The organism is Brevibacterium oceani, assembly GCF_013623835.1.
Lineage (GTDB): Bacteria > Actinomycetota > Actinomycetes > Actinomycetales > Brevibacteriaceae > Brevibacterium > Brevibacterium oceani.
This window is the reverse complement of the sequence record NZ_JABKDE010000001.1, coordinates 481,696-503,305: the sequence shown is the minus strand read 5'-3', so window position 1 is coordinate 503,305 and position 21,610 is coordinate 481,696. Positions and strand designations below refer to the sequence as shown.

Annotated in this window: 18 protein-coding genes; 7 read left to right on the top strand and 11 right to left on the bottom strand. The window is 63.9% G+C overall.

Going from position 1 to position 21,610, the window contains the following annotated elements; genetic code table 11:
• Nucleotides 1–42: 42 nt before the first annotated feature.
• Nucleotides 43–939 (bottom strand): LysR family transcriptional regulator, encoded by an 897-nt coding sequence (locus HK401_RS02390; RefSeq protein WP_181273038.1) that lies wholly within the window; start codon nucleotides 937–939, stop codon nucleotides 43–45.
• Between the two features lie 327 nt (nucleotides 940–1,266).
• Between HK401_RS02390 and HK401_RS02385 the strand changes: the two genes are divergently transcribed.
• The gene (locus HK401_RS02385; RefSeq protein ID WP_181273037.1) at nucleotides 1,267–1,911 is read left to right on the top strand and encodes a YdhK family protein; all 645 of its coding nucleotides are present in this window, start codon (nucleotides 1,267–1,269) and stop codon (nucleotides 1,909–1,911) included.
• A gap of 10 nt (nucleotides 1,912–1,921) precedes the next feature.
• Here the strand turns inward: HK401_RS02385 and HK401_RS02380 are convergent, their stop codons facing one another.
• Together HK401_RS02380 and galE are read right to left on the bottom strand one after the other, a co-directional pair.
• Nucleotides 1,922–2,722, bottom strand: coding sequence for a DUF3626 domain-containing protein (locus HK401_RS02380; RefSeq protein WP_309135890.1), 801 nt, complete (start codon nucleotides 2,720–2,722; stop codon nucleotides 1,922–1,924).
• Nucleotides 2,723–2,830: 108 nt separating this feature from the next.
• The gene (gene galE / locus HK401_RS02375; RefSeq protein WP_181273035.1) at nucleotides 2,831–3,823 is read right to left on the bottom strand and encodes a UDP-glucose 4-epimerase GalE; all 993 of its coding nucleotides are present in this window, start codon (nucleotides 3,821–3,823) and stop codon (nucleotides 2,831–2,833) included.
• A 189-nt stretch (nucleotides 3,824–4,012) separates the two neighbouring features.
• Here galE and HK401_RS02370 point away from each other — a divergent pair, with 189 nt between their 5' ends.
• Together HK401_RS02370 and HK401_RS02365 are read left to right on the top strand one after the other, a co-directional pair.
• Nucleotides 4,013–5,068 (top strand): hypothetical protein, encoded by a 1,056-nt coding sequence (locus tag HK401_RS02370; RefSeq protein WP_181273034.1) that lies wholly within the window; start codon nucleotides 4,013–4,015, stop codon nucleotides 5,066–5,068.
• A gap of 87 nt (nucleotides 5,069–5,155) precedes the next feature.
• A complete protein-coding gene (locus HK401_RS02365; protein WP_181273033.1) occupies nucleotides 5,156–5,680 on the top strand; it encodes a Dps family protein in 525 nt (174 codons plus the stop codon).
• 93 nt (nucleotides 5,681–5,773) lie between these two features.
• On the opposite strand, the gene lhgD is transcribed toward HK401_RS02365, so the two are convergent.
• Nucleotides 5,774–6,988 carry an L-2-hydroxyglutarate dehydrogenase gene (gene lhgD / locus HK401_RS02360; protein WP_181273032.1) on the bottom strand — a complete coding sequence of 405 codons (1,215 nt, stop codon included), beginning with the start codon at nucleotides 6,986–6,988 and terminating at the stop codon, nucleotides 5,774–5,776.
• Between the two features lie 477 nt (nucleotides 6,989–7,465).
• Here lhgD and HK401_RS02355 point away from each other — a divergent pair, with 477 nt between their 5' ends.
• Nucleotides 7,466–10,744, top strand: coding sequence for a choice-of-anchor G family protein (locus HK401_RS02355; RefSeq protein ID WP_181273031.1), 3,279 nt, complete (start codon nucleotides 7,466–7,468; stop codon nucleotides 10,742–10,744).
• 146 nt (nucleotides 10,745–10,890) lie between these two features.
• Here HK401_RS02355 and HK401_RS02350 read toward each other — a convergent pair whose 3' ends face one another.
• Entirely contained in the window at nucleotides 10,891–12,420 is a 1,530-nt protein-coding gene (locus HK401_RS02350) for a deoxyguanosinetriphosphate triphosphohydrolase family protein (protein ID WP_181273030.1), read from the bottom strand.
• A 164-nt stretch (nucleotides 12,421–12,584) separates the two neighbouring features.
• Here HK401_RS02350 and HK401_RS02345 point away from each other — a divergent pair, with 164 nt between their 5' ends.
• Nucleotides 12,585–12,773 (top strand): hypothetical protein, encoded by a 189-nt coding sequence (locus tag HK401_RS02345; protein WP_181273029.1) that lies wholly within the window; start codon nucleotides 12,585–12,587, stop codon nucleotides 12,771–12,773.
• Between the two features lie 117 nt (nucleotides 12,774–12,890).
• On the opposite strand, the gene HK401_RS02340 is transcribed toward HK401_RS02345, so the two are convergent.
• The 4 genes from HK401_RS02340 to HK401_RS02325 form a co-directional block, all read right to left on the bottom strand.
• Nucleotides 12,891–14,693 carry a thiamine pyrophosphate-requiring protein gene (locus HK401_RS02340; RefSeq protein ID WP_181273028.1) on the bottom strand — a complete coding sequence of 601 codons (1,803 nt, stop codon included), beginning with the start codon at nucleotides 14,691–14,693 and terminating at the stop codon, nucleotides 12,891–12,893.
• Between the two features lie 220 nt (nucleotides 14,694–14,913).
• Nucleotides 14,914–15,618, bottom strand: coding sequence for a peptidyl-tRNA hydrolase (locus tag HK401_RS02335; RefSeq protein ID WP_309135889.1), 705 nt, complete (start codon nucleotides 15,616–15,618; stop codon nucleotides 14,914–14,916).
• Between the two features lie 698 nt (nucleotides 15,619–16,316).
• Nucleotides 16,317–16,616 (bottom strand): helix-turn-helix transcriptional regulator, encoded by a 300-nt coding sequence (locus HK401_RS02330; RefSeq protein ID WP_258233917.1) that lies wholly within the window; start codon nucleotides 16,614–16,616, stop codon nucleotides 16,317–16,319.
• 27 nt (nucleotides 16,617–16,643) lie between these two features.
• The gene (locus HK401_RS02325) at nucleotides 16,644–16,940 is read right to left on the bottom strand and encodes a type II toxin-antitoxin system RelE/ParE family toxin (protein WP_309135888.1); all 297 of its coding nucleotides are present in this window, start codon (nucleotides 16,938–16,940) and stop codon (nucleotides 16,644–16,646) included.
• Nucleotides 16,941–17,059: 119 nt separating this feature from the next.
• On the opposite strand from HK401_RS02325, the gene HK401_RS02320 reads away from it, so the two are divergent.
• Nucleotides 17,060–18,157, top strand: coding sequence for an alpha/beta hydrolase fold domain-containing protein (locus tag HK401_RS02320; protein ID WP_258233916.1), 1,098 nt, complete (start codon nucleotides 17,060–17,062; stop codon nucleotides 18,155–18,157).
• 10 nt (nucleotides 18,158–18,167) lie between these two features.
• Here HK401_RS02320 and HK401_RS02315 read toward each other — a convergent pair whose 3' ends face one another.
• Together HK401_RS02315 and HK401_RS02310 are read right to left on the bottom strand one after the other, a co-directional pair.
• The gene (locus HK401_RS02315; protein WP_181273026.1) at nucleotides 18,168–19,148 is read right to left on the bottom strand and encodes a YihY/virulence factor BrkB family protein; all 981 of its coding nucleotides are present in this window, start codon (nucleotides 19,146–19,148) and stop codon (nucleotides 18,168–18,170) included.
• The gene (locus tag HK401_RS02310; RefSeq protein WP_181273025.1) at nucleotides 19,145–20,230 is read right to left on the bottom strand and encodes an AI-2E family transporter; all 1,086 of its coding nucleotides are present in this window, start codon (nucleotides 20,228–20,230) and stop codon (nucleotides 19,145–19,147) included. Before HK401_RS02310 ends, HK401_RS02315 begins: the two co-directional genes overlap by 4 nt.
• Nucleotides 20,231–20,380: 150 nt before the next feature.
• On the opposite strand from HK401_RS02310, the gene HK401_RS02305 reads away from it, so the two are divergent.
• Nucleotides 20,381–21,559 carry a phosphatase PAP2 family protein gene (locus HK401_RS02305; RefSeq protein WP_258233915.1) on the top strand — a complete coding sequence of 393 codons (1,179 nt, stop codon included), beginning with the start codon at nucleotides 20,381–20,383 and terminating at the stop codon, nucleotides 21,557–21,559.
• The last annotated feature ends 51 nt before the right edge of the window (nucleotides 21,560–21,610 follow it).

Genomic DNA, 21,610 nt, shown 5'->3' with positions numbered 1-21,610 from the left:
CTCCTGTGAAAGCGGTTCGTGGATGAGAGGGCGGATAAAAGGTCAGGGCGTAAGGTCGTTTTCTGCCGCCCATCTGCCGAGCACTTCGGTCAGCGGGTGCAACAGTTTCAACGGGTCTCCAGGCGCGGTGCGGATCGTCAGCGGATACGTGTGCCGTGCCTCGGCGAGGGAGGCGAATGCGACACCGCTCCACGATTGGATGGCAACCGATGCCGGCACGAGGCTGATGCCCGCCCCGGCGGCGACCAGCCCGAGGATGGCCTGCTCGTTCGACACATGTGCGACCGTGCGCATCGTTCGTCCGTGCTCAATGAAGATGCTGGCGACGAGGTCGAATGCGACGGGAGCAGAGGAACGGTGGAACAACACGACCGGCTCGTCGCTGATCTCGCCGACATGCACTTCGCTGCGGCCGGCCAGCCGATGGCCATTTGGAAATGCCACGCACAGCTTCTCCCGGAACGCAATCTTCTCATCGGGCCGGTGGCTGCTGAACTCCCTCACCAGGCATGCATCGATGTCCCCGTTGTCGACAGCAAGTGTGAGGTCGGAACTGGCGCCGTCGGAGACGACGATCGAGTAGTCGTCGAGAGCCGCGAGCACTCCGGTGATGATGGCCGGGAAAGTGGAGCTGACACCGCCGAGGCGGATCCGCCGAGTCTTCTTCCCGTCACGCATATCGGCTGCAAGCTGTGGGAGCGAATCGGCACGGCGTCGCAGCTCGAGCACTTCGGGATAGAGCCCGCGAGCCGCGGCAGTGGGGATGACTTCACGCGGCCTCCTCTCGAAGAGTTTCTCTCCCAAGTGCCGCTCCAAGGAGGCAACAGACTGGCTGACCGGCGACTGTGCCATGTGCAAGGACTTGGCAGCATTCGTGAAGCTTCCTTCGGAGTACACAGCGAGGAAACAGCGCAACTGCTTGAGACTGACTTCGCTCATCGGCGCACTCCCGGACTACACGTGACACAAGCAACTGTGGTTGTGTTCATGACAGCCGAGTCTATGAATGCAATCCGGTCAAGGCAAGATGCAAATCAGATTCATTTACGAAAGTTCTAGACGAAAGCCGTCTAGCACGATTGCGTCGTTCTCATATATATCCCCATGCCACTACGGGTGCAGAGCACCTCTGTCGTCTTGGCGATCATACCCGTCAGGGGTATAGGGTGTGCGTGGCGGGTCCGCGAGCTGGGATGCCGTGAAATTGTCCCATCTTCCGCCGGGCGATCTCCGACGCGGCCGTCTCACAGAACCAGGAGACCACTTATGAAGAAGCTCTCACCGACCATCCGATTTGCGGCAGTCGTCGCAGCACTCGGGCTGGCATTGGCAGGCTGTTCGACCGTGAATGATGGCACTCAGGGATCCGACGGCGAAGGCTCCCACGGAAGTCACGAGTCCGCATCGAACGAATCCAGCGGATCCGATCACGAAGACATGGACAGCAGCGATTCAGGACACGAATCAGGCGGTCACGAAGGACACGCAGCCGATGGCGGCGACCCGCCCGAGGGAATCACGAAGGCCGCCGACCCCAAATTCGACGTCGGCGACACAGTCGTTCTCTCTGCCGATCACATGCCGGGGATGAAGGACGCCGAGGCAACCGTCTCCGGCGCGTTCGACACGACAACGTATTCGATCAGCTACACGCCGACCGACGGTGGAGGTCCGGTCAAGGACCACAAGTGGGTCGTCCACGAAGAGCTTGAGGACCCGAACAAAGCGCCGCTGAAGACGGGCGCGAAGGTCACCGTCAATGCCGACCATATGCCCGGTATGAAGGGCGCCGAGGCGACCATCGACTCAGCGACCGACGAGACCGTCTACATGGTCGACCTGAAGACAGATGAGATGGAGATGACGAACCACAAATGGGTCGTCGAAAGCGAGATGAAATCCGCTGAGTGACAGCGTGGTCTCACCAGGTCCGGCCGAATCGCGCGAGGCAGTGCCAGACCTTCTTGATCTGCTGCCCGTCGAGATCCCACGCCCGTCGGGCGCGCGCGACATGGATGGGTCTCAGCTGCGCTGAGTTCCCCACACCCTCGGCGATCCGCTGCGCAAGCTCGACCACGTCCTGGCCCCGATACTCCGGATGCGCGGCGATTCGGGAGACCTCGGCGACATAACCCGGATGAGTCTCGACGGCGAGACCGCAGCGGTCCGCCGTCTCCAGCACCGCATGATCGTCGAAGCTGGGATCGATCACCAGCGCTTCGACGTCTTCGGGCACCTTCACCTCTCCGTGGATATGAGCCTCGATGTAGTGATCGAGACGGTCGCGGGACATACCGCTTCCTTGAGCAACAGCCGGGTCGCCGGCCGACTCGTCGCGACGAAAGTCGGCGATGAGTCCCATCCGGTCAGCGACGCCGAAGATTTCCGGGCCGAACATGCTGTCCGGATAGGCAAAGGTCGCCCGAGCAAGAGTCTCCGGGCGAAGACGCAGGTGGGCCGACCCAAATCGAGGTGCCGGGCCGTAGGGATCGCCGTCGAGGTCAAGAGCTCCATAGACCGGTCGATGCTGCACTTCCACATGGTCATAGGCTCCGCCGAATATCCTCTGCTCCCAGTGCCACCGGTCACCACCGGGAAAGGCAGTCAGACCGCCGTTGCTCGTTCCCGTGACGAACTGGGACACATACCGCCCCTGAGCGAGAATCGACGCGAGCGCTCCGGTCTCCGAGACATCATCACCGGGATGGAAATGCAGTGCCACACGCGCACGGGATGACAGATCCTGCCCTGCCGCGGAACGTGCTCGGACCCAGTCGAGCGCTGCTGAGACCGGGTCCGGAACCATCAGTCCTGCCCTTCTAAGCGCCGTTTACTTCTGCCCAGGCAGCATCCCCGCGGCTTCGACGGCACTGCGGACGATCTCCTCCAGACCGAATTCGGCTTTCCAACTCAGCAGGGCCTGGATCCGGGAGACGTCGGCGACGAGGGCCGGCGGGTCTCCGGCGCGACGCTCGCCCATGTCGGGGACGATGTCACGGCCGGTCACCTCGGCGATGGTGTCGATGACTTCCCTCACCGACGCCCCGGTTCCGGTGCCGACGTTGAACACGGTCTCCGTGGTGCCGCCGGCCTTCATGTAGTCCAGCGCCGCGATATGGGCTTCGGCGAGGTCTTTGACGTGGACGTAGTCGCGGATGCAGGTGCCATCCGGGGTGGCGTAGTCGTCGCCGAAGATGATCGGCGCCTTGCCGTCGGCGAGTCGGCCGAGCACGATCGGGATGAGGTTCATGACCGCGGTGTCGGCGAGTTCGGGCCAACCGGCACCGGCGACATTGAAGTAGCGCAGCTTCACGGCATTGAACGTCGTTCCCCGCATCTGCGAGGCGGTGATCTGGTTGTCGATCATCCACTCGCCGATGAGCTTGGTCTGGCCGTAGGGGTTGATCGGACGGCAGGTGAGATCCTCAGGCACCATGTCGACATCGGGCATGCCGTAGGTCGCGGCCGAGGAGGAGAAGACGAGCGACTCGATGCCGGAGCGCTCTACGGCGGCGAGGATGTTCGTCAGGCCGCCGATGTTCTGCCGGTAGTACATGACCGGTTCTTCGACGGATTCGCCGACCTGCTTCTTCGCGGCGAAGTGGATGATCGAATCGACCTGGTGCTCCTCGATGGCGGCGACGAGGCGGTCGGTCGCATCGGCTGCGGCCAGGTCGAGGTCAACGACGGGCAGACCATCGACTCGGGCCGCGATGCCTGTGGAGTAGTCGTCGACGACGAGCACATCGTCACCGCGTTCGGTGAGCAGCCGCACCACGTGCGAACCGATGTAGCCTGCTCCTCCGGTCACCAGAACTGCCATTGACCGCGTCCTCCTTCATCTCGTCGACTCGAGCTCATCCGTCGAATCCTCGACATCAGAACATCTGCGATATCAGAATACGTGTTCGCCACACTGCCATCGACCCGACGACCTGAATGAGCCGTGTGGAAAGCGTCGGAATTCGCCGTCGCCCTGGCCAGACCGAACCGGCCCCGCCACAGTGGGAAAATGCATGCCCTCCTCATCTGCGATCCCGGTCCGCCGAGCCGGCGAGTGGCCTCGCTCAAGGACGAGTTCGCCGAACTCCTCCGACAGGATTTCGAGTCAGAGGTGACCGTCGACGTGTGCACTGAGGCGCTGCGTGTCCAGGCCGACCATCGGCTGGAGTTGTCGACCCTCGATGCGATCGTCGACCGCTTTCCCGCAGCGGACCTCGTCATCATGCTCACGGACATCCCGCGCCATACCCAGGGCAAACCGCTCATCGCCGAGGTCCTGCCGGACCGCAACATCGCTGTGATCTCCTGCCCCACCCTCGGCGCTGTGACGACGAAGCGCCGCCTGCTGAAGATCTATATGAGCTGCGTCAATCAGCTCCTGCCCGACGGCCATCTGCCCGCGAAGTCACGTCGTCTTCCTCGTTGGGGTCAGTGGTCGAGTCGGGCCGAATCGGGCCGCCGCACCCTCCACGCTCACACCTTCACCGGCGGGACTCGCCTCGTGCTGGGCAGGACCATGGCCAACGAGCCGCTGCGGATGTCGCGCAAACTCTCCCGGGCCATGGCCGCAGCGGCAGCGACGGGTGCGTTCGGCATCTTCTACAGCTCCATCTGGCAGATGTCCCATCACCTCTCGACCGCCCGTCTCATCTCGATCGGTGCCATCGCCATCGCAGTCATGGTCGGTTGGCTGATCACGATCAATCGCCTCTGGGACCGTCCTGTCAATGAGCGCCTGGCTCAAGTCGTCTTCTACTACAACCTCTCCACCGTGCTCACACTCATCATCTGTGTCACCGGGCTCTATGCCTTGCTGGTCATCGGCATCCTCGCCGGTGGACTCATCGTCATCGACCCCGATTTCATGGCGCAGACGATCCACCGGCCCGAAGCCCGCTTGACGAACTACCTCGACATCGCGTGGCTGAGCGCGGCGATGGGCGTCGTAGCCGGCGCACTCGGGTCGAGCTTCGACAGCGACATCGACCTCAAGAACCTCACTCACGCCCAACGGCTGCGCTCCCGCGTCTACACCGCCCAGGACGAGGAGACCGGCGCGGCCTGACGGGGGGGTTACGTCCCACCCCGGACGGCGTTATGGTGGCAACAGACTCCGGATTCACCCGTAACCGGAGAGATTGGAGCAAGAATCATGACACAGTCAGTGACAGTTCCCGATCCTCATGGCGCAGAGAAGACCACTCGCGAGAACGCCGAACACGGCTTCATCGCCTCCGACGCCCTGACCAAGAACCTCCAGACGGTTCTGGTCGACTTCATCGCCCTGAGCCTCACGGCCAAGCAGGCGCATTGGAACATCGTCGGCTCGAACTTCCGTGACCTCCACCTCAACCTCGACGAGGTCACGGACGTCGCCCGTGCCGGCAGCGATGAGATCGCCGAGCGTATGCGGGCCCTCCACGCCTCCCCTGACGGTCGCCCCGCGGTGATCGCCGAACAGACCGGGTTGCCGGAGTTCCCGAACGGAGAGATCACTACCCACGACGCCATCGATCACATGGTCGCGTCGATCGAAGCGACCGTGGCTTCGATGCGCGACTGCCATGACGAGGTCGACTCGGCGGATCCGACGACCGCCGACATCTTCCACAGCTATATCGCTCAGCTTGAGCAGCAGGCCTGGTTCATCAGCGCAGAGACCCGCACACCCAAGTGAGTCGCTGCGGCTGAGCAGCCACTCTGATCTTCGGGCCGCCTCCCCGTCCTCACGGTCGGGCAGGCGGCCTTTCGTCGTCGACGCCCGGCACCGTCATCGCCGACCGTCGACGATGCCCACGAGGTGTTCGGCAATGGCCAGCGCCGAGGTGGCTCCCGGGGAGGGCGCGTTCCTTAAGAACATCGTGGCTCCCGCCCGGTCGATGACGAAATCATCGACGAGTGTTCCGTTCAGGTTCATTGCTTGTGCGCGGATTCCGCGGGTGGCGCGGTGGCCGTCGGCTCCGGCGAGGGAGGGGACGTAGCGAGCCGCCTCGGCGACGAATCTCTCGATGGAGAGCACGCCTGGGAGTTCACGTACAGCGGTGGCCATATTGTCGGCGGCGAAGCGCCAGAATCCCGGGTCGGCGGCCACGGCCAGGGAATCGGGGATGTTGAGGCCGAGGCCCCGGTAGCCTTCGCGGGAGAAGGAGAGGAAGGCGTTGGGCCCGATCATCAGGCCGCCGTCGATGCGCCGGGTCACGTGGACGCCGAGGAAGGGATACTTCGGATCCGGGACGGGGTAGATGAGTCCATTGACGGCATCGCTGTGTGCGGCATCGAGGATGAAGTACTGGCCGAAGAAGGGCACCACGGTCGGCGTGCGGGCCTGTCCGGAGCGGGCGGCGAGGCGGTCGGATTGGAGCCCGGCGCAGACGATGACGTGGTCGAATTCCTGGGTGTCGACCGGAGTGCGGACGATGGCGGTGTCACCGGTGGGGCCGCCTCGGTGATCGACGGACTTCACCGGGGTGGAGAAGCGGACGCGGCCGCCGTGGGTGCGGAAGTCGGCGACGAGGGCGTCTGTGAGTCCGGGGTAGTCGATGATTGCGGTATGGGGTGAGTGGAGGGCGGCGAGTCCTTCGGCGTTCGGTTCGATGTCGCGCAGGCCGTCGCGGTCGAGCAGAGCGATGTCGGGGACGCCGTTGGCCAGGGCGCGGCCGTGGATGGCGTGGAGGCGTTCGACTTCTGTCTCGTCGGTGGCGACGACGACCTTGCCGCATTCGTCGAAAGCGACGTCATGATCGGCGGCGAAGTCGCGGATGAGATCGACGCCACGGCGGCACAGGGTGGCCTTGAGGCTGCCGGGTTCGTAATAGAGACCGGCGTGGACCACTCCGGAGTTGTGGCCGGTCTGGTGGGCTGCCGGGCGGTCTTCCTTTTCGAAGAGGGTGACGTCGGCGGAGTCGTGGCGGCCCAGGATCTCGCGGGCGACCGCGGCTCCGATGATGCCAGCTCCGATGACGGCCCACCGTGGTGTCTTCGCCATGCCTCAACTCCTTCGCTGATCCTCGTCGTTCCTGCCGGTTGAGTCGACTGTAGACGTTGGCAAGGCGGCAGGAGCCGCTCGTCCACACCACGGAAGCGTGACCTTGCGGGACACCGCTTGGTCACAGACCGACATCGAGGCCAGACTTCTGTGTCCCAATCCGTGACAATAAGGGGCTGTCTCAGTGACTCGACTATGACTGTGACACTTTCCGAGTCGGTGGCACCACCCTGAGACCACAAGTCGACCACCTGGGGTTTTAATGACCACGGCAGACAGGAGCTCCACCACATCCACTACCCGCAACGAGCACTTGAATCTACCTGGGCGTAACTATAACGACGAGGTAACTTTTTTTGTGATTCACTGATTACTTTTTCATTACTCCGTAACGTTGTGAGCGTCCTGTCAGGAAACTGCCTGTTTCCGTCCAGGCCGCGCCTGGACCTGATCAGGGTCTGAACGATGTGGAGAATCATGAGAAAACTGAGAGGCCGGCCCGGAACCGGTCGGAAGATCGCGGTGGGGTCTGTCGCCGCGGCGACGGCAGTGGGTCTGACACTGCTGACAACGTCGCCAGGTGCTGCCGACGAGCAGAATCCGAATGAAGATTCAGAAGCCTACGGACAGCTGATCGACGCCGACATCCTGGGCGCCGACGCGCTCGACGCCCTGTCGGCGTACAGCAGCTCTCCGGCCAGCACGGATGCGGACAGCACGCCGATCAACGCCGAGGTGCTCCAGGCCATCGGAGTCGAGCTCCCCGGAATCGGCATCCCGCTCATCAGCAACGAGGATGGCGACGGCCTCCTCGAGCTCGGTGAGGGCGGAGCGCTCAATACCTACGGTCACGCTCCTGCCTACAACGACGCCACGGCCAGTGCCGGTGCTGTCGGGTCTGATGGTGGGCTCAACCTCGATGACATCAATAATGGTGAGTACGGCAACGCCAAGGTCGACCTGACCTCGGTGCTCGGTCAGCTCAATCTCGACGGCGTCACCGATGAGATCGTCGATGAGCTCAGCCTCGAGCTCGGTGCGATCGCCTCGACTGCTAACAGCAACGGCGAAGCCGATGACTCTGAGTACGCTGTCGCCGATGGCATCCTCACGGTCTCCAGCCCTGCGGTGGGCGACCTCTCGGGCGCTCTTGATGAGGTCGTCGACGGTGCCGGAGGCACTCTCGAGGAGGTCATCGGCGATGAGGGGCTGGTCAATGACCTGGCCGGCCTCGGTGTCAACGTTGATGTACTTGCAGCTTCCGTCAATATCGGTGGAGACGACACCCAGGTGTCCGTCGAAGTCCGCGATGCACTCAACAGCGTCGTCGAGAACGTCGTCAACGAGGCGCTCGAAGATGACGCTGGGATTGTCTCGATCGATCTCGCCAATGGCGACATCAAGATCGACCTCGCGAAGATCGTCAAGGGCGGCGACGCCTCTGACCTCAACGGCCTCGACCCGAACACTCAGGTGCTCACCTCGGACACGATCTCGAAGATCACCGATGCCGTGGCCGATGCCCTCGGCGCGCTCTCGGGCAAGGTCAACGAGACTCTGTCCGATGCGCTCAACGACGTCCATCTCGTCATCGACCTCCCGGCTTCAATCACGTTGCTGGGTCAGTCAGTTGACGGCAAAGTTACCGTCGATGCGACCCTCGGCCAGCTGGCCGGGACAGACAACTCCCAGCCAACCGTCACGACTGATCTCAAAATCAGCGTCCTGGGAACAACCATCGACGCTGGACAGATCCTTAACCTCATCACCACTCCTGTGGTCAACGCAGTTCTCGGCATCACCGAACCTCTCATCGGCGGAATCCTTGATTCCACGGCCGATGAAGTCGCTGGCGCTGTGACCGGTATCGTCGATCCGGTTCTCGATACTCTCGACCCGGTCTTCAACGCACTCAACCAGGTCGTCGATCTCACGATCAACGAGCAGCCGACTGCAAAGGATCCGGCAGAGGAGAGCCAGGTCAAGGGCTCCAATGGACCCGGCTTCACCGTCAGTGCGGTGAGCCTGGAACTGCTCCCGGCCGCCGATGCCATCGACATCAACCTGGCCTCGTCCTCGGTCCGTGCGACCGCGGACGCACCGGAAGAACCGGGCGATGACGATGTGAACGCGAACGCAGCGGCCTCGGCATCGGCTTCGGCCGACGCCGATGGTGACAACAACCCGGCTGCCCAGGCTGCATCCGAGGCAGCTGCCGACAACAATGCCGACAACACGGCATCGGCAGCAGCTGACGAGAATGCTGAAGCAGCGGCAGAGTCGGCAGCGACCGAGGACGCCTCATCGGAGGCCTCGGCCGATTCGACAACGGATGAGAATGCTTCGTCGACGGCAGCCTCGCAGGCCGCTGCACAGGCAGACAACACCGATGACACGAATGCCGAAACGTCGACGGCCTCGGATGCCAACTCCGCAGCCGCTTCGGAAGCCGCTTCCACCGCTGATTCCTCGAACGAGGCATCTGCAGAGGCAGCAGCCGAGTCTGACGCAAGCGCAGCTGCGGACCCCGATGCTGCCGATGACGCAGACGCGAATGCCAACGTGAACGCAGCCGCTTCGGCCTCGGCTTCGGCCAACGCCGATGACGACAACAACGCGGCAGCCGAGGCAGCAGCAGTGGCAGCCGCCGATAACGATGCCGACAACACGGCATCGGCAGCAGCCGACGAGAACGCCGAAGCAGCCGCAGAATCGGCCGCCAACGAAGAGGCCTCCTCGGAGACCTCGGCGGACGCGACCTCGGATCCGAACGCCTCGGCGCAGCAGGCGGCCAACGCCGCCGCGAACGCCGACAACTCGGACTCGACGAACGCTGATGCTTCGGCCGCTGCTGATGCCGATCCGGCAGCTGCTGCGTCCGCAGCCTCGACCGCGGACTCTTCCTCGGAAGCTTCTGCCAACGCAGCTGCTGACGCCGACGGCGGGGACGAAGCCACGGCCACCGATTCGGACGATTCGGATGCGAATGCCAATGTGAACGCTGCCGCATCGGCCTCGGCTTCGGCCAACGCCGATGACAACGGCAACGCAGTCGCCGAGGCAGCCGCTCAGGCGGCAGCCGATAACGATGCCGACAACACGGCATCGGCAGCTGCGAACGAGAATGCCGAAGCAGCCGCGGAGTCCGCTGCCAACGAAGAGGCCTCTTCGGAGACCTCGGCGGACGCGACCTCGGATCCGAACGCTTCGGCGCAGAAGGCAGCCAACGCCGCTGCAAACGCCGACAATGAGGATGAGAGCAACGCTCAGGCTTCGGCCGCGGCGAACGCTGACGCCGGTGCCGCCGCTTCGTCGGCATCGACGGCGGACTCCTCATCTGAGGCTTCCGCTGCGGCTGCCGCAGACGGCGACGAGGCTGACGCTGCCGCTGAAGGCGCAGAGGCGAATGCCTCCACCGACGGAGACTCGGCCAGCGCCTCGGCCGACGGTGACGAAGCCAGCGCTTCGACCGATTCCGAGAAGGCCGCCTCGGCGAACTCCTCGGCATCGGCTGATTCGGATCAGGCCGCATCGGCCAACGCCGGAACCTCGGCGAACGCCAATGCCGGATCCGGTGCCAACGCCTCGGCCGGTTCGAGCACCAACGCCTCCGGCAGCAGCGCCGGCGGAGACCTTCCGCGGACGGGCGCCGACGGCGTCCCGGCCATGGTCGGATTCGCCGCACTGCTCCTCGCCGGTGGCGCCGCAGCGGTGTGGGCAACCCGCCGCTACCGCGCCTCGGCAGGCAAGCACTGAGGTCCACCGGAACTCAGCGTTCGGGCCCATCACCCGAACGCTGAGTCCGGCTCGGCCCACCAGCTGAGCAGCGAACGCTGAACAGAACGAACGGCGGGATCGAAACGAAATCTTCGATCCCGCCGTTCGTCATTCACACAGTGCGACTACAACCCGCGCCCGGCCTCCCACGGCTCCTCGGAGGCTCCGGTGATCAAGGCATTGACCGACATCGCCTGCGCATCGGTGAACGAGGCGATGTAGTCCACGACCGCTCGCGCCCGGCCCCGCCGGACGATCGCCGCCGCCCCCTCCTCGCCCAGTGCGGCAGGATTGCGCGCGTACAGATCCTGATACTCCTGCGTTGACGCCTCGACGGAATCGACGAGCCGCCGGGGAATCCGCGTCGCCTCATCTGGGTCGAGCAGCCATTCGTGGAACCCCTCGACCAGAGATGCGATGATCCGCGTCTGCCCGCGCTGATAGACCGCCAAGTCAGACCGCTCGAGCACGAACTTCGCATGCACGAACTTCAGCACCACAACGTCGTGCCACGCCTCCTGGCTCAGCCGCACATGCCCGCTGCGGATGTGCGGATCCGGATCGACGACAATCGAGGCCTGCAGCCGATCGATCCACCGCCGCGTGAACCCGGTGACCGCCCGATCCGCTTCCAATCCCCCGTCATAGGGAACTCCGAGCAGACCCTCGACGAGGTCCCGGTTGATCCGCTCGACCGAATCCCGAAACGCCTCCTCCGAGGCAATCCACGGGTCTTTCTGCCCGATGTGCCGCCGGATCGCCTCGAGCGCATGCCCCGGCCGGCGCCTGTCCAGGTCGGCATCATCCAACGTCGCCAAGTCCCGGCAGTCACGTAGCCATCGCCCCAGCTCAGCCGACACCGCCGTGTACTGCAGCACGTTCGACCGGTAGAAATCGTCCAGGTCGTGCACCGCATACGCGATATCGTCGGCGACATCCATGACCGCGCACTCGAGCGTCTGCTGATACTTTGCGATCGCCGGGAACGCCGAGAGCACGTCCGCCATCTCCTCGACCTCGGTGGCATAGGCGGAGAACTTCATCGCTCCCTCGCTGGCATCATCACCGACCCCGCGCGGCATTCTGGCCGCCGACGACGCCCGATCGCCGGTCCACTCCCCGCGCTCCCACGGATACTTCAGCACCGCCGCCCTGACCGCCCGCGTGAGGTTGAGCCCTCGCGCCGTGGCCTCACAGCTGTCGAGGGCAGTGAGGATCCGAAACGTCTGCGCATTGCCCTCGAATCCGTCATCGAGGCGTAGCACCTGCCGCGACACCCGGTCGAGTTCCTTCTCGCCGAGGTGGCCGAACGGTGGGTGCCCCAGATCGTGGGCGGCCGCAGCCGCCTGCACGACCACCGGATCACACCCGCCGAGGCGGCCTACCACTTCCCGTGTCCGCTCATCGGCGTTGTTGAGCGTGATCGCGATCGACCGGGCCACCGCGGAGACCTTGAGCGAATGGGTCAGCCGGTTGTGGATGACCGTGCCGGATCCGGCCTGCGGGATCACCTGGGTGACCGAGGCCAGCCGGGAGAAGAACGGGGAGAACCGGATCCGTTCGATGTCGACACGGAACTCATCCTCGTTGGGGCGGGCCACCTCGGCGACATTGCGTTCGCGTCCGCCGTCGGTGTGCATTCTGAGACGTTCCATCCACCCAGACTACCGATTCCGGTCCCGACAGACCCTCTATTGCTACCTGACGGCGGCCCAGCAACCTTGCGCGAGGTTGCTGGGCCGCGGTCAGGTAGCAAAGGGGTCATTGAGACTCTTGTCACACTGGCGTATGGTCAGAAGACCTATAGGAGGTGGTCACGATGACCGGAGTCAATGAGGATTTCTACCAGCCGGCGACCCAACCCGGCGACATCGTCGAAGTCGAGGACGAAGAGACCGGCGAGATGGTCAAACACATCATCTACCTCGACGAATTCGGCAACGGCACGAAGACGCGGCCGCTGACCGACGAGGAACTCGACGACCTCGACAACGCCCCCGAGAGCTGAACCCGAACCAGCGTTTCCCCGACACAGCGACCGCCGCGGACACCGGATCACCGGTGTCCGCGGTCGTGGTTGACGAGACCTGCCGCACCTCTTGACGCGGCAGCTCGACCAGCCGACTCAGTCATCCGAAGTCAGACCCATGCGCGCAAACAGCCGTGCTGCGGTGGCGCGAGAACTCTGTTTGACCACCTGCCCGAGCTCTGGGTCCCCGCCCAGCAGCGATTCCGCGAGGCCTTTGGCCTGTGCAACCGCGATGTGGGCCGGCAGCGGCGGCGTATTGCGGTCGCAGCGGACGTCGAGGACGACCGGCCGGTCTGCGGCGAATGCTTGGTCAAAGGCTCCGTCGATGTCCTCCGGGTCGTCGACGGCGATGCCTCTGAGTCCGAGCAGCTCCGCGTAGCCGGCGTAGTCCAACGACTCGACCAGCTGTGCCGTGTCCCACCTCGGGTCACCGGCCTCACGCATCTCCCAGGACACCTGGTTGAGGTCCCCGTTGTTGATGACGAGGACGACGAAGGTGGAGTTCGACCATTCCTGCCAGTGGCGTTTGACGGTGAGCAGCCCGTTCATGCCCATCATCTGGATTGCTCCGTCGCCGATGGTGCACACCACCGGACGGTCGGGATGCGCGAACTTGCCGGCCAGCGCATAGGGCATCGCGGCGAGCATCGACGCCATCCGACCCGAGAGGTTGCCCATCTGGTTCGGCCCCAGTTCGATGTGGAAGCCGTACCAGTCGGCCGTGCTCCCGGCGTCGCAGGTGATGATCGCGTTCTCGGGCAGACGTTCGTTGAGGGAGACGAAGACACGGCGAGGGTTGATCGGATCGGCTTCGGTCTTCGCCACCCGCGTGTTCTCTTCGACCCACGCTCGGTTCTCCTCGACGATCTTCTCCTGCCACCCGGTCTCATGCTGGGTCAGATGCGGCTGAAGGGCGGCCAGCGTGGTCTTCGCGTCTCCCCACAGGTTCACTTCGGTGGGGTAGCGGATGCCCAGGTGACGCGGCGACAGATCGATCTGCACGGCTCGGGCCTGCCCCGTCGGCGGCATGAACTCACCGTAGGGGTAGTTCATGCCGACCATGAGCAGAGTGTCGCATTTCTGCATCATGTCGTAGCTCGGCCGCGAACCCAGCAGTCCCAGTTGCTGGGTGTGGTATCCGACGTCGCCGGGCACCACCTGTTTGCCCAGGAGCGTGGTGATGACACCGGCGCCGAGGCGTTCGGCGGCGCTGATGACCTCATCGGTCGCCCCGATCGCGCCCTGCCCGACGAGCATGGCGACCTTCTGGCCGCTGTTGAGGACTTCGGCCGCGCGGGCGAGCGCGTCGTCGTCTGGTCGCAGGCGGTCCTCGGCGAAGCCGATACCCGTGCGGGAGACGAAATGCTCGACCGAAGGTTCTTCCATATCCATGGTCTGCACGTCGGCGGGGAGGATGACCACGGCAGGTCCGCGGTAGGCCTTGGCCATGCGCACGGCCTTGTCGACGACGAGCTGGGCGTGCATCGGTGTGGTCACGGTCTGCACGAACACCGCCGCGTCGGCGAAGAGTCGTTCGAGGTTGATCTCCTGTTGGAATTCGGAGTTCAGCGACACCCGCGCCTGCTGGCCGACAATGGCAACGACGGGCGCGTTGTCGCCTTTGGCATCATAGAGGCCGTTCATGAGATGGATGGCTCCGGGACCCGAAGTCGAGACGCACACGCCCACGCTCCCGGTGAACTTCGCGTGGGCGGTGGCCATGAACGCGGCCTCCTCCTCATGGGTGGGACGCACATAGGCGAAGTCCTTGCCCTCATCCTGTGCTCGGCCCATGGCCCCATCGAAGCCGCCGATGCCATCGCCGGGGTATCCGTACCACTGGTGCAGATCCCAGGCGATGAGTCGATCGATGATGAAGTCGCTGACGGACGTCGCCATGGGGGTTCTCCTCAGGAAGTCTCGATGTCGAATGTGCCGTAGTCGACCTGATGTCAGGTGACCGGACCTGGCCCTCCAGGCTTGTCCCCTCCATTCCACCTGTCAAGACCTTGACATGCCGGCTTCCAGGCCTCACCAACCATCGCCGCGGCGCCAGGACGCGTCGGAATCGGTGCCGACGACAGCACGTCGCGAGTTCATCTCTTCGACAGCTGCAACCTCACCATGAGGCGCGCACGGTCTCCGTGGGTCCGTCGACTTCGGTGAACCCGGCATCAACGATGCTGACCTGCTGCTCGTTCGCCGCCCAGGCTTCCTTCGTCGCGGTCTGCACACGCAGGCTGAACCCCGAAGCGCGCCAACGCTCACGCTCCTCGACGGGCATCTGCTCATATGCCAGCTGTGCGGCGTGACCGCATTGGGCGGCGGCCTTGCCCGTCGTCAGCGTGAGCGAGGGTGAGAGTTCGATGGTCACGACCGCCTCGGCGGCGGGGATCGAGGATTCGCCTTCATCGGGGAATTCGGTGCCGCCGACCTGAAGCTTCTTGAGCTCATGCGGCAGCGGTTCGACGGGTCCGGGCACGAACACGGACGCCTCGGCGGGGGCGAAATCATCCGTGCCGCCGAAGGCCACGCTCACGCTGCCCAGCGCCCGTGCATCTTCGAGCTTCTTCCCGTCACCGCGGCGCACGACCTTGCGGATGGCTCCGTCGCGCCAGTAGGCGACGGCGTCGTGCCACTCCCCGCCGGGCTGGGTGCGCGGATCGTCGAGGAAGGTCACGACGGCTCGGGAGGTGGCTTCGAGGACGTCGATGTGGCGGGCGATGGCGGTCTTCGACCGGCGCACGACGATGGGCAGGGACCAGGGAACCTCGTGGTCGGTCTCGTGTCGGCGCATGTGCTCGGTGCGCACGTTTTCGGTCAAAGTGCTCGCTCCTGGTGTGTCCGTCGCTGCCTCGGACGGCGCAACCAGCTGGTCACGCACGTCGACAGTAGTAACAGCCTCGGGCGCGGGATATTCCAATACCGGAGGATCACAACAAAACATGCGGGCCCGCACACGCCAAATCCCCGCTACCCCGGCGACTCTCCTCCAAGACGCTTGATAGCCACTCAACACACGAACTGAAAGCTATCCTCTGGGACGCGGAGGCAGTGGATATCTCCACTGGTGTTCCTCACCACCTTGCCGCCATGTCACCGTCATTGTGCTGTCGGAAGTGGCCAATGACCGCGCAGCCATGAATGTAAGCGCCTCACCCGGCCGAAGGTCTATTACTTCCGGGGCCCTAAAGATCATGTTTGAGCTTGGAGCCGCCGAAACCTCCACGCTGGAAGCGACCATATCGCCCGTGTTCTCAAGGAGATAGGTATCGCCAGCTTGATAAGTCATACTCCATCGGACCATCTCAGGCAATAGAAACTTTCCTGATCCTGAATCATTTGCGGCGATCTGCTCAAGTGCTCCAATCGCTCGATTCGCATTTTCATCACTAAGCGCCGCGGCGGCCTCCGCTCGTCTGGCTGCCGCACGTTCAGCCCTTACAGCGAAAAGGACGCTCGCTATCACACCAACTGTCGTCGCAATATTGGCGATGATCGACCATGCAGCCATCATGATGTTCAGGCAACCTGTACGCGTTCGTCACCGATCACATATTCGAGCGCAAGACCACCACCGACGGCTTCGAGGTATCTCCGGACCGTGCCTACCTTGGCATTGTCGAGTTCGCCGTGCTCGATCTTCGAGACCTGCCGCTGAGACACCCCGATCCGATCTGCGAGCTCCTGTTGAGTCAGGCCAGCGTCCTCCCGTAGTTCGCGCAGTCGGTACGCCCGAACCTCAGCGAGCATTCGCTCCTTATGTGCTTCAACAGACGCCCGGTCCGCTGGAGGCTCAGCGAGAAGGTCTTCGAGACTCATAGCCATGTTATTCATTTTCCTTTCAAGCTACGCAGATGTTCGTCGAAACGATCGTCCGCGACCGGTATGTTTCTTCGATACCAGCGGTTCCAGTCGCCTGACTTGTCTCCCGCAATGAGAAGTACGGCTCTCCTTTTGGGAATCGAAGGCGAAGAGGACCCGAAGTTCCGATCGCCCAGACGACCCCGGCCGCAATTCCTTCATGTTCTTATGACGGGAAGCGACCACAGTGTCTACCAGCTGGCGCCCCAGGTTTGGACCATGCTCCTCGAGCAACTCAATAGCAGCAACGACTTGATTTCGGGAGTCGTCATCCAGTGTCACGATCCACCCGGCGACTAACTTGACGTCCACGCTCCGCCTACTAAAACTATAGAATCTGGAGGTTCTTAAATCAAGGTCGCTAGACTGGATTCAACAGCCGCTGACCAGGAAAGAGGCCGATGATTCCCGGCGTAACCGTCGACTCCGAGCTCACTGATGAGCTGCTTGCCACGATTCCCGCCGACATCGTCGAGGCGATGTCGCCCCAGATGTGCGAGGTCCTGTCCATTCAGGCCGCGCGGGCCGAGGAATGCCGAGCGATCGGCGAAGTGGCTGCGCAGGCCGCGCAATTAGCCGACTCCAACTCCGTGACCAGTCGTGGCGCCCTGGCCAAGCGCGCCGAATACCGTGCCGAACGGTGCGTGTGGAACGAGGGCGGGCCGATCATGGCCCGCACCGATGATCGACACATCCGCGCCGCCGGCGTCGACGTTCCCATCCGCATCCACCGCCCCACCGCCGAGGCGGTCCTGCCCGGAATCGTGTTCCTCCACGGCGGCGGGTACAGCGTCGGCGACCTCGACACGCATGATCGGATCATGCGGGTCCTCGCCGAGGCGGCCGGCTGCGCCGTCATCGGCGTCGACTATTCCCTCTCCCCCGAAGGGACGTACCCGCAGGCCCTCCACGAATGCGCGGCGATCGTCGACCACCTGGCCAGATACGGCCATGGGTACGGCATCGACGGTGCACGGCTGGCCGTGGCAGGAGATTCGGCCGGGGCCGGTCTGACGATGGGTGCGGCACTGCTGCTACGGGATGAGCCTCACATCGTGGCGGCGGCACCTGAGAGCTTTGCGGCTCTGCGCGCCCTCATCTCGATCTACGGCGGTCATGGACTCGTCGATTCCGCCAGTCGCAGGCTCTTCGGCGGCGACTGGGACGGAATGGGAGCCAACGACCTCAACAACCTCATGGGCGAGTACTTCGCCGAACCCGACGACGCGGAGTCTCCCTACGTCGCACACCTCACCGCCGATCTGTCCGGTCTGCCTCCGGTGTTCGTCGTGGCCGCAGGACTCGACCCGCTGCGCGACGACAGCCGCGCCCTGGCCAGGACTTTGGAGCGAGCGGGCAACGATGTCGAGTTCGAGGAGTACCCGCATGTGCTCCACTCGTTCCTCCACTTCGGGCGCATCCTCGACGACACGAACACGGTGCTGCATAATGCCGCCGCGTTCGCGTCGAAACTCCTCGATCAACGCGGACAGGGCTGAGCGGGCACGGTCAGCGACCCGGTACCTGACTCTCCGGTCCCGGGCCGCTGTGGCTGCTTTCAGCAGTGCGCCGGCGGCTGTCTCCCCTCGAATCACCGGCACTCGCCGGAAGTCGGAACATCTCGTCAGGGGGCCGGCCGGACTGTCGTCGACGCTCACGTTCGATCTCGGCATCGAACTCGGCGCCGAGGAGCAGCGAGAGGTTGACCATCCAGACCCAGGCGAGCCCGACGATCACTCCCCCGATCGATCCATAGGTGACGTTGTAGCTGCTGAAGTTGTTGATGTAGAGCACGAAGCAGGCCGACACGGCAAGCAGCACGAGCAGAGCGATGAACGCACCGAGGCTGACCCACCGGAACTTCGGCTGCCTGACGTTCGGGGTCACGTAGTAGAGCAGGGCGATGAGCAGCATGACGAAGAAGACGAAGACCGGCCATCTGACCACATTCCAGATCAGCAGGGCCGTGGGTCCCATACCGATGAATTCGCCGAGTGTTTCGGCGATGGAACCGGACAGCACGAGAAGCAGCCCCAGAGTGGCCAGAACGATGAGCGTGACCAGGGTCATCAGAAGCATGAGCGGCTTGAACTTCCAATACGGCCGACTCTCCTCGACCCTGTAGACAGCATTCAAGGCACGGCCGAATGCGCCGATGTATTTCGACGACGACCAGATCGCCAGCAGCAGGCTGCCGATGAGGGTGGCTCCGGCCGAGGACGCCTTGGTGAGTTCGACGATGAATGGGCGGATCGACGTGGCTGCCTCGGCCGAAACATCGTGGACCAGGGAGAGCACCGCCTTCGTGGTCGACTCAGCTTCCCCGACCACGCCGAGCAGAGACACCATGGCGAGAATGGCCGGTGCGGCAGAGAGCAGAGCGTAGAAGCTCAGGCCGGCCGCTCTGTCGAGGCATTCGTCTTCGAGCAGACGGCGAAGAGCGCCCTTGACGATCCGCCCTCGATTCAGCCGTGGCGAGGCCCGTCTCATCTCGTTCCCACTCTGTAGTCTTTGGCCGCGTGGATCATCGCATTGAGAGTCGCGATGACCGGGACCGAGAAGAAGGCCCCGGCGATGCCTGCGACCGCTGCTCCCGCTGTCACTCCGAGGATCACCGCCAGGGGGTGGATCTTCACTGTGGGCCCGGTCAGCCACGGCTGCAGGACGTGGCTTTCGAGCTGCTGAACGACGATGACGATCCCGAGCATGATCAGGCCGTGTACCCAGCCATTGAAGAGCAGCGCCAAGCCCACCGCGACTGCGCCGCCCACGATCGCTCCGACGAACGGCACGAAAGCGCCGAGGAAGACCACCACGGCGATCGGCACCGCCAAGGGGACGCCGAGGATCAGCGCGCCCACGCCGATCCCGACAGCGTCGCTGGCCGCGACGACGAGCTGGATCCGAATGAAGTTCGACAGCGTCTTCCACCCGGCCTCGCCGGCCGCGGAGATCCGCGCATGTGCCTTCTTCGGCCAGATGTTGACGACCCAGGTCCAGATGCCACGTCCGTCGATGAGCGCGAAGAGGGTGACGAACAGGATGATGATGACGCCTTCGATGACATGGGCCGCCGTCGTGCCCACTTCGGCGGCACCAGAGCCGAGACCGGCCGCATTGTCCTGCAGCCACTTCCCCGAGGAGTCGATGATTTCATTGAGTTTGGCTTCGGTGAGTCCGAACGGCTGCGTGGCCAAGAGCTGCTTCGCCGCGTCCAGCGTCGTCGCGACCTGCTTTTGGATCTCAGGTATCTCACTTCTGACTTGGAAGGTGATGAGCAGGACGAGTCCGGCCAATAGGCCGAGGACGACGACCCAGACAGTCACCACTGCCAGCCATTTCGGCCACCGGTGTCGTTGCAGGAACGTCGACATGGGGACCAGAAGCGCGGAGAGGACGAGTCCGGCCAGGAACGGGATCACTATCTGGGCGACCTGCAGAGCAACGAAGACCGCAACCGTGATCCCCGCGATGATCACCAACAGGTATCCGGTGAAGCGGGCACCGAGCTTGAGGCCCTCGGGAATCGGGTCATCGCGAACCGGAGTCGCGTTCGACGAACCTTCTGTCATGCACCAACACTAATGCCGCGAGGCACGCAGTGGGTGGACCGTTCTGTTCTGGTCCGAATCCGGTCAGCCGATTCCGGTCAGCCGATTCCGGTCAGCCGACTCCGAGGGAAATCCGACGAAGCACTGAAACAGAATCACTACAGTGTGCCGATGACCAGAATGCGACGTTGGCCCTACACCTTTGCCATGGCGCTGTCCCTGCTCGTCGGAGCGGCGGCCGTGATCTCATCCCTCTGTCTCGATCTCCCGCTGCGTGACCCCGACGGGTTCCTCGGACCCTCCTACATCCGGCTGCCCCTGCTGGTTCTCGGGTTCATCGGCGGCGGGGTCATCGTCGAGGCGGTGAGACGAAGCGGGTGGCGGAACCTGCCTGCCACCCTCGTCGATGTGGCCAAGAAGGAGTGGAACTCCCATCGCGTGCTGTGCATCGGTGCCGGACTGCTGAGCTTCTACGTCTGCTACGTCGCCTACCGCAATCTCAAGAGCGTGCTGCCCGTCGTCCGTGACGGCACCCTCTACGACCGGCAGCTGCTCCACCTTGACTACTGGCTCGCCGGCGGCCACAATCCGGCAGTGGTGCTCCACGATCTGCTCGGCACCGATATCGCGGCGAGCCTGCTCTCGATCGCCTACCTCGCGTATCTTCCGCTCATCCCGATCAGCCTTGGCGCGGTCCTCGTCCTCAGTCGCAACCATGCCATCGGCGCGTGGTATGCCACGACTCTGTGCCTCAATTGGGTCTTCGGTGTCATCAGCTACTACCTCCTGCCGTCGGTCGGGCCTGCCTTCAGCAATCCCGAAGCCTATCGGGCGCTGCCCGACACCGGGGTCAGTCAGCTCCAGGACTCTTTGTTCTCCACTCGCCTCGACTACCTCAGCAACCCCTTCGGCAGCGACTCCATCCAAGGGGTGGCCGCATTCGCATCGCTGCACGTCTCGGTCACCTTCGCCGCCGCACTGTTCATGACACGGACACAGCAGAAGCCGGCGATCAGAGCGATGACCTGGATCTTCTTCGGCGTCACGATCATCGCCACTCTCTACTTCGGCTGGCACTACCTCCTCGACGACATCGCCGGCGTGGTCATCGGGTGGGCCTCGGTGACGCTGGCGGGGTGGGTCACCGGTCATCGCCGAGCACGTCAGCGGCCGGTCGGCCTCGCCGCCGATCCCCATCGTGCGGTGACCGACCCGGTCGCCGAGCCCGATCGTGAGGTGACCGTTCCGGTCCCCGTCCGTGGGGTCACTAACCAGGCACTCGAAGCAACCGATCCCGATCCCGAAACGGCCGAACCTGTGCTCGAAACGACCGACCCCACTCCCCGATAGCGTTGAGAAGCCCTATCCGAGCACGACCTCGTCGCATCTCAACACGAATTC

Coding starts and splice junctions, on each gene's coding strand:
- HK401_RS02390 (WP_181273038.1), bottom strand. CDS start 939: ATGAGCGAAGTCAGTCTCAAGCAGTTGCGCTGTTTCCTCGCTGTGTAC.
- HK401_RS02340 (WP_181273028.1), bottom strand. CDS start 14,693: ATGGCGACGTCCGTCAGCGACTTCATCATCGATCGACTCATCGCCTGG.
- HK401_RS02350 (WP_181273030.1), bottom strand. CDS start 12,420: ATGGAACGTCTCAGAATGCACACCGACGGCGGACGCGAACGCAATGTC.
- HK401_RS02330 (WP_258233917.1), bottom strand. CDS start 16,616: ATGAGTCTCGAAGACCTTCTCGCTGAGCCTCCAGCGGACCGGGCGTCT.
- HK401_RS02385 (WP_181273037.1), top strand. CDS start 1,267: ATGAAGAAGCTCTCACCGACCATCCGATTTGCGGCAGTCGTCGCAGCA.
- HK401_RS02315 (WP_181273026.1), bottom strand. CDS start 19,148: ATGAGACGGGCCTCGCCACGGCTGAATCGAGGGCGGATCGTCAAGGGC.
- HK401_RS02305 (WP_258233915.1), top strand. CDS start 20,381: ATGACCAGAATGCGACGTTGGCCCTACACCTTTGCCATGGCGCTGTCC.
- HK401_RS02365 (WP_181273033.1), top strand. CDS start 5,156: ATGACACAGTCAGTGACAGTTCCCGATCCTCATGGCGCAGAGAAGACC.
- HK401_RS02320 (WP_258233916.1), top strand. CDS start 17,060: ATGATTCCCGGCGTAACCGTCGACTCCGAGCTCACTGATGAGCTGCTT.
- HK401_RS02310 (WP_181273025.1), bottom strand. CDS start 20,230: ATGACAGAAGGTTCGTCGAACGCGACTCCGGTTCGCGATGACCCGATT.
- HK401_RS02370 (WP_181273034.1), top strand. CDS start 4,013: ATGCATGCCCTCCTCATCTGCGATCCCGGTCCGCCGAGCCGGCGAGTG.
- lhgD (WP_181273032.1), bottom strand. CDS start 6,988: ATGGCGAAGACACCACGGTGGGCCGTCATCGGAGCTGGCATCATCGGA.
- galE (WP_181273035.1), bottom strand. CDS start 3,823: ATGGCAGTTCTGGTGACCGGAGGAGCAGGCTACATCGGTTCGCACGTG.
- HK401_RS02345 (WP_181273029.1), top strand. CDS start 12,585: ATGACCGGAGTCAATGAGGATTTCTACCAGCCGGCGACCCAACCCGGC.
- HK401_RS02355 (WP_181273031.1), top strand. CDS start 7,466: ATGAGAAAACTGAGAGGCCGGCCCGGAACCGGTCGGAAGATCGCGGTG.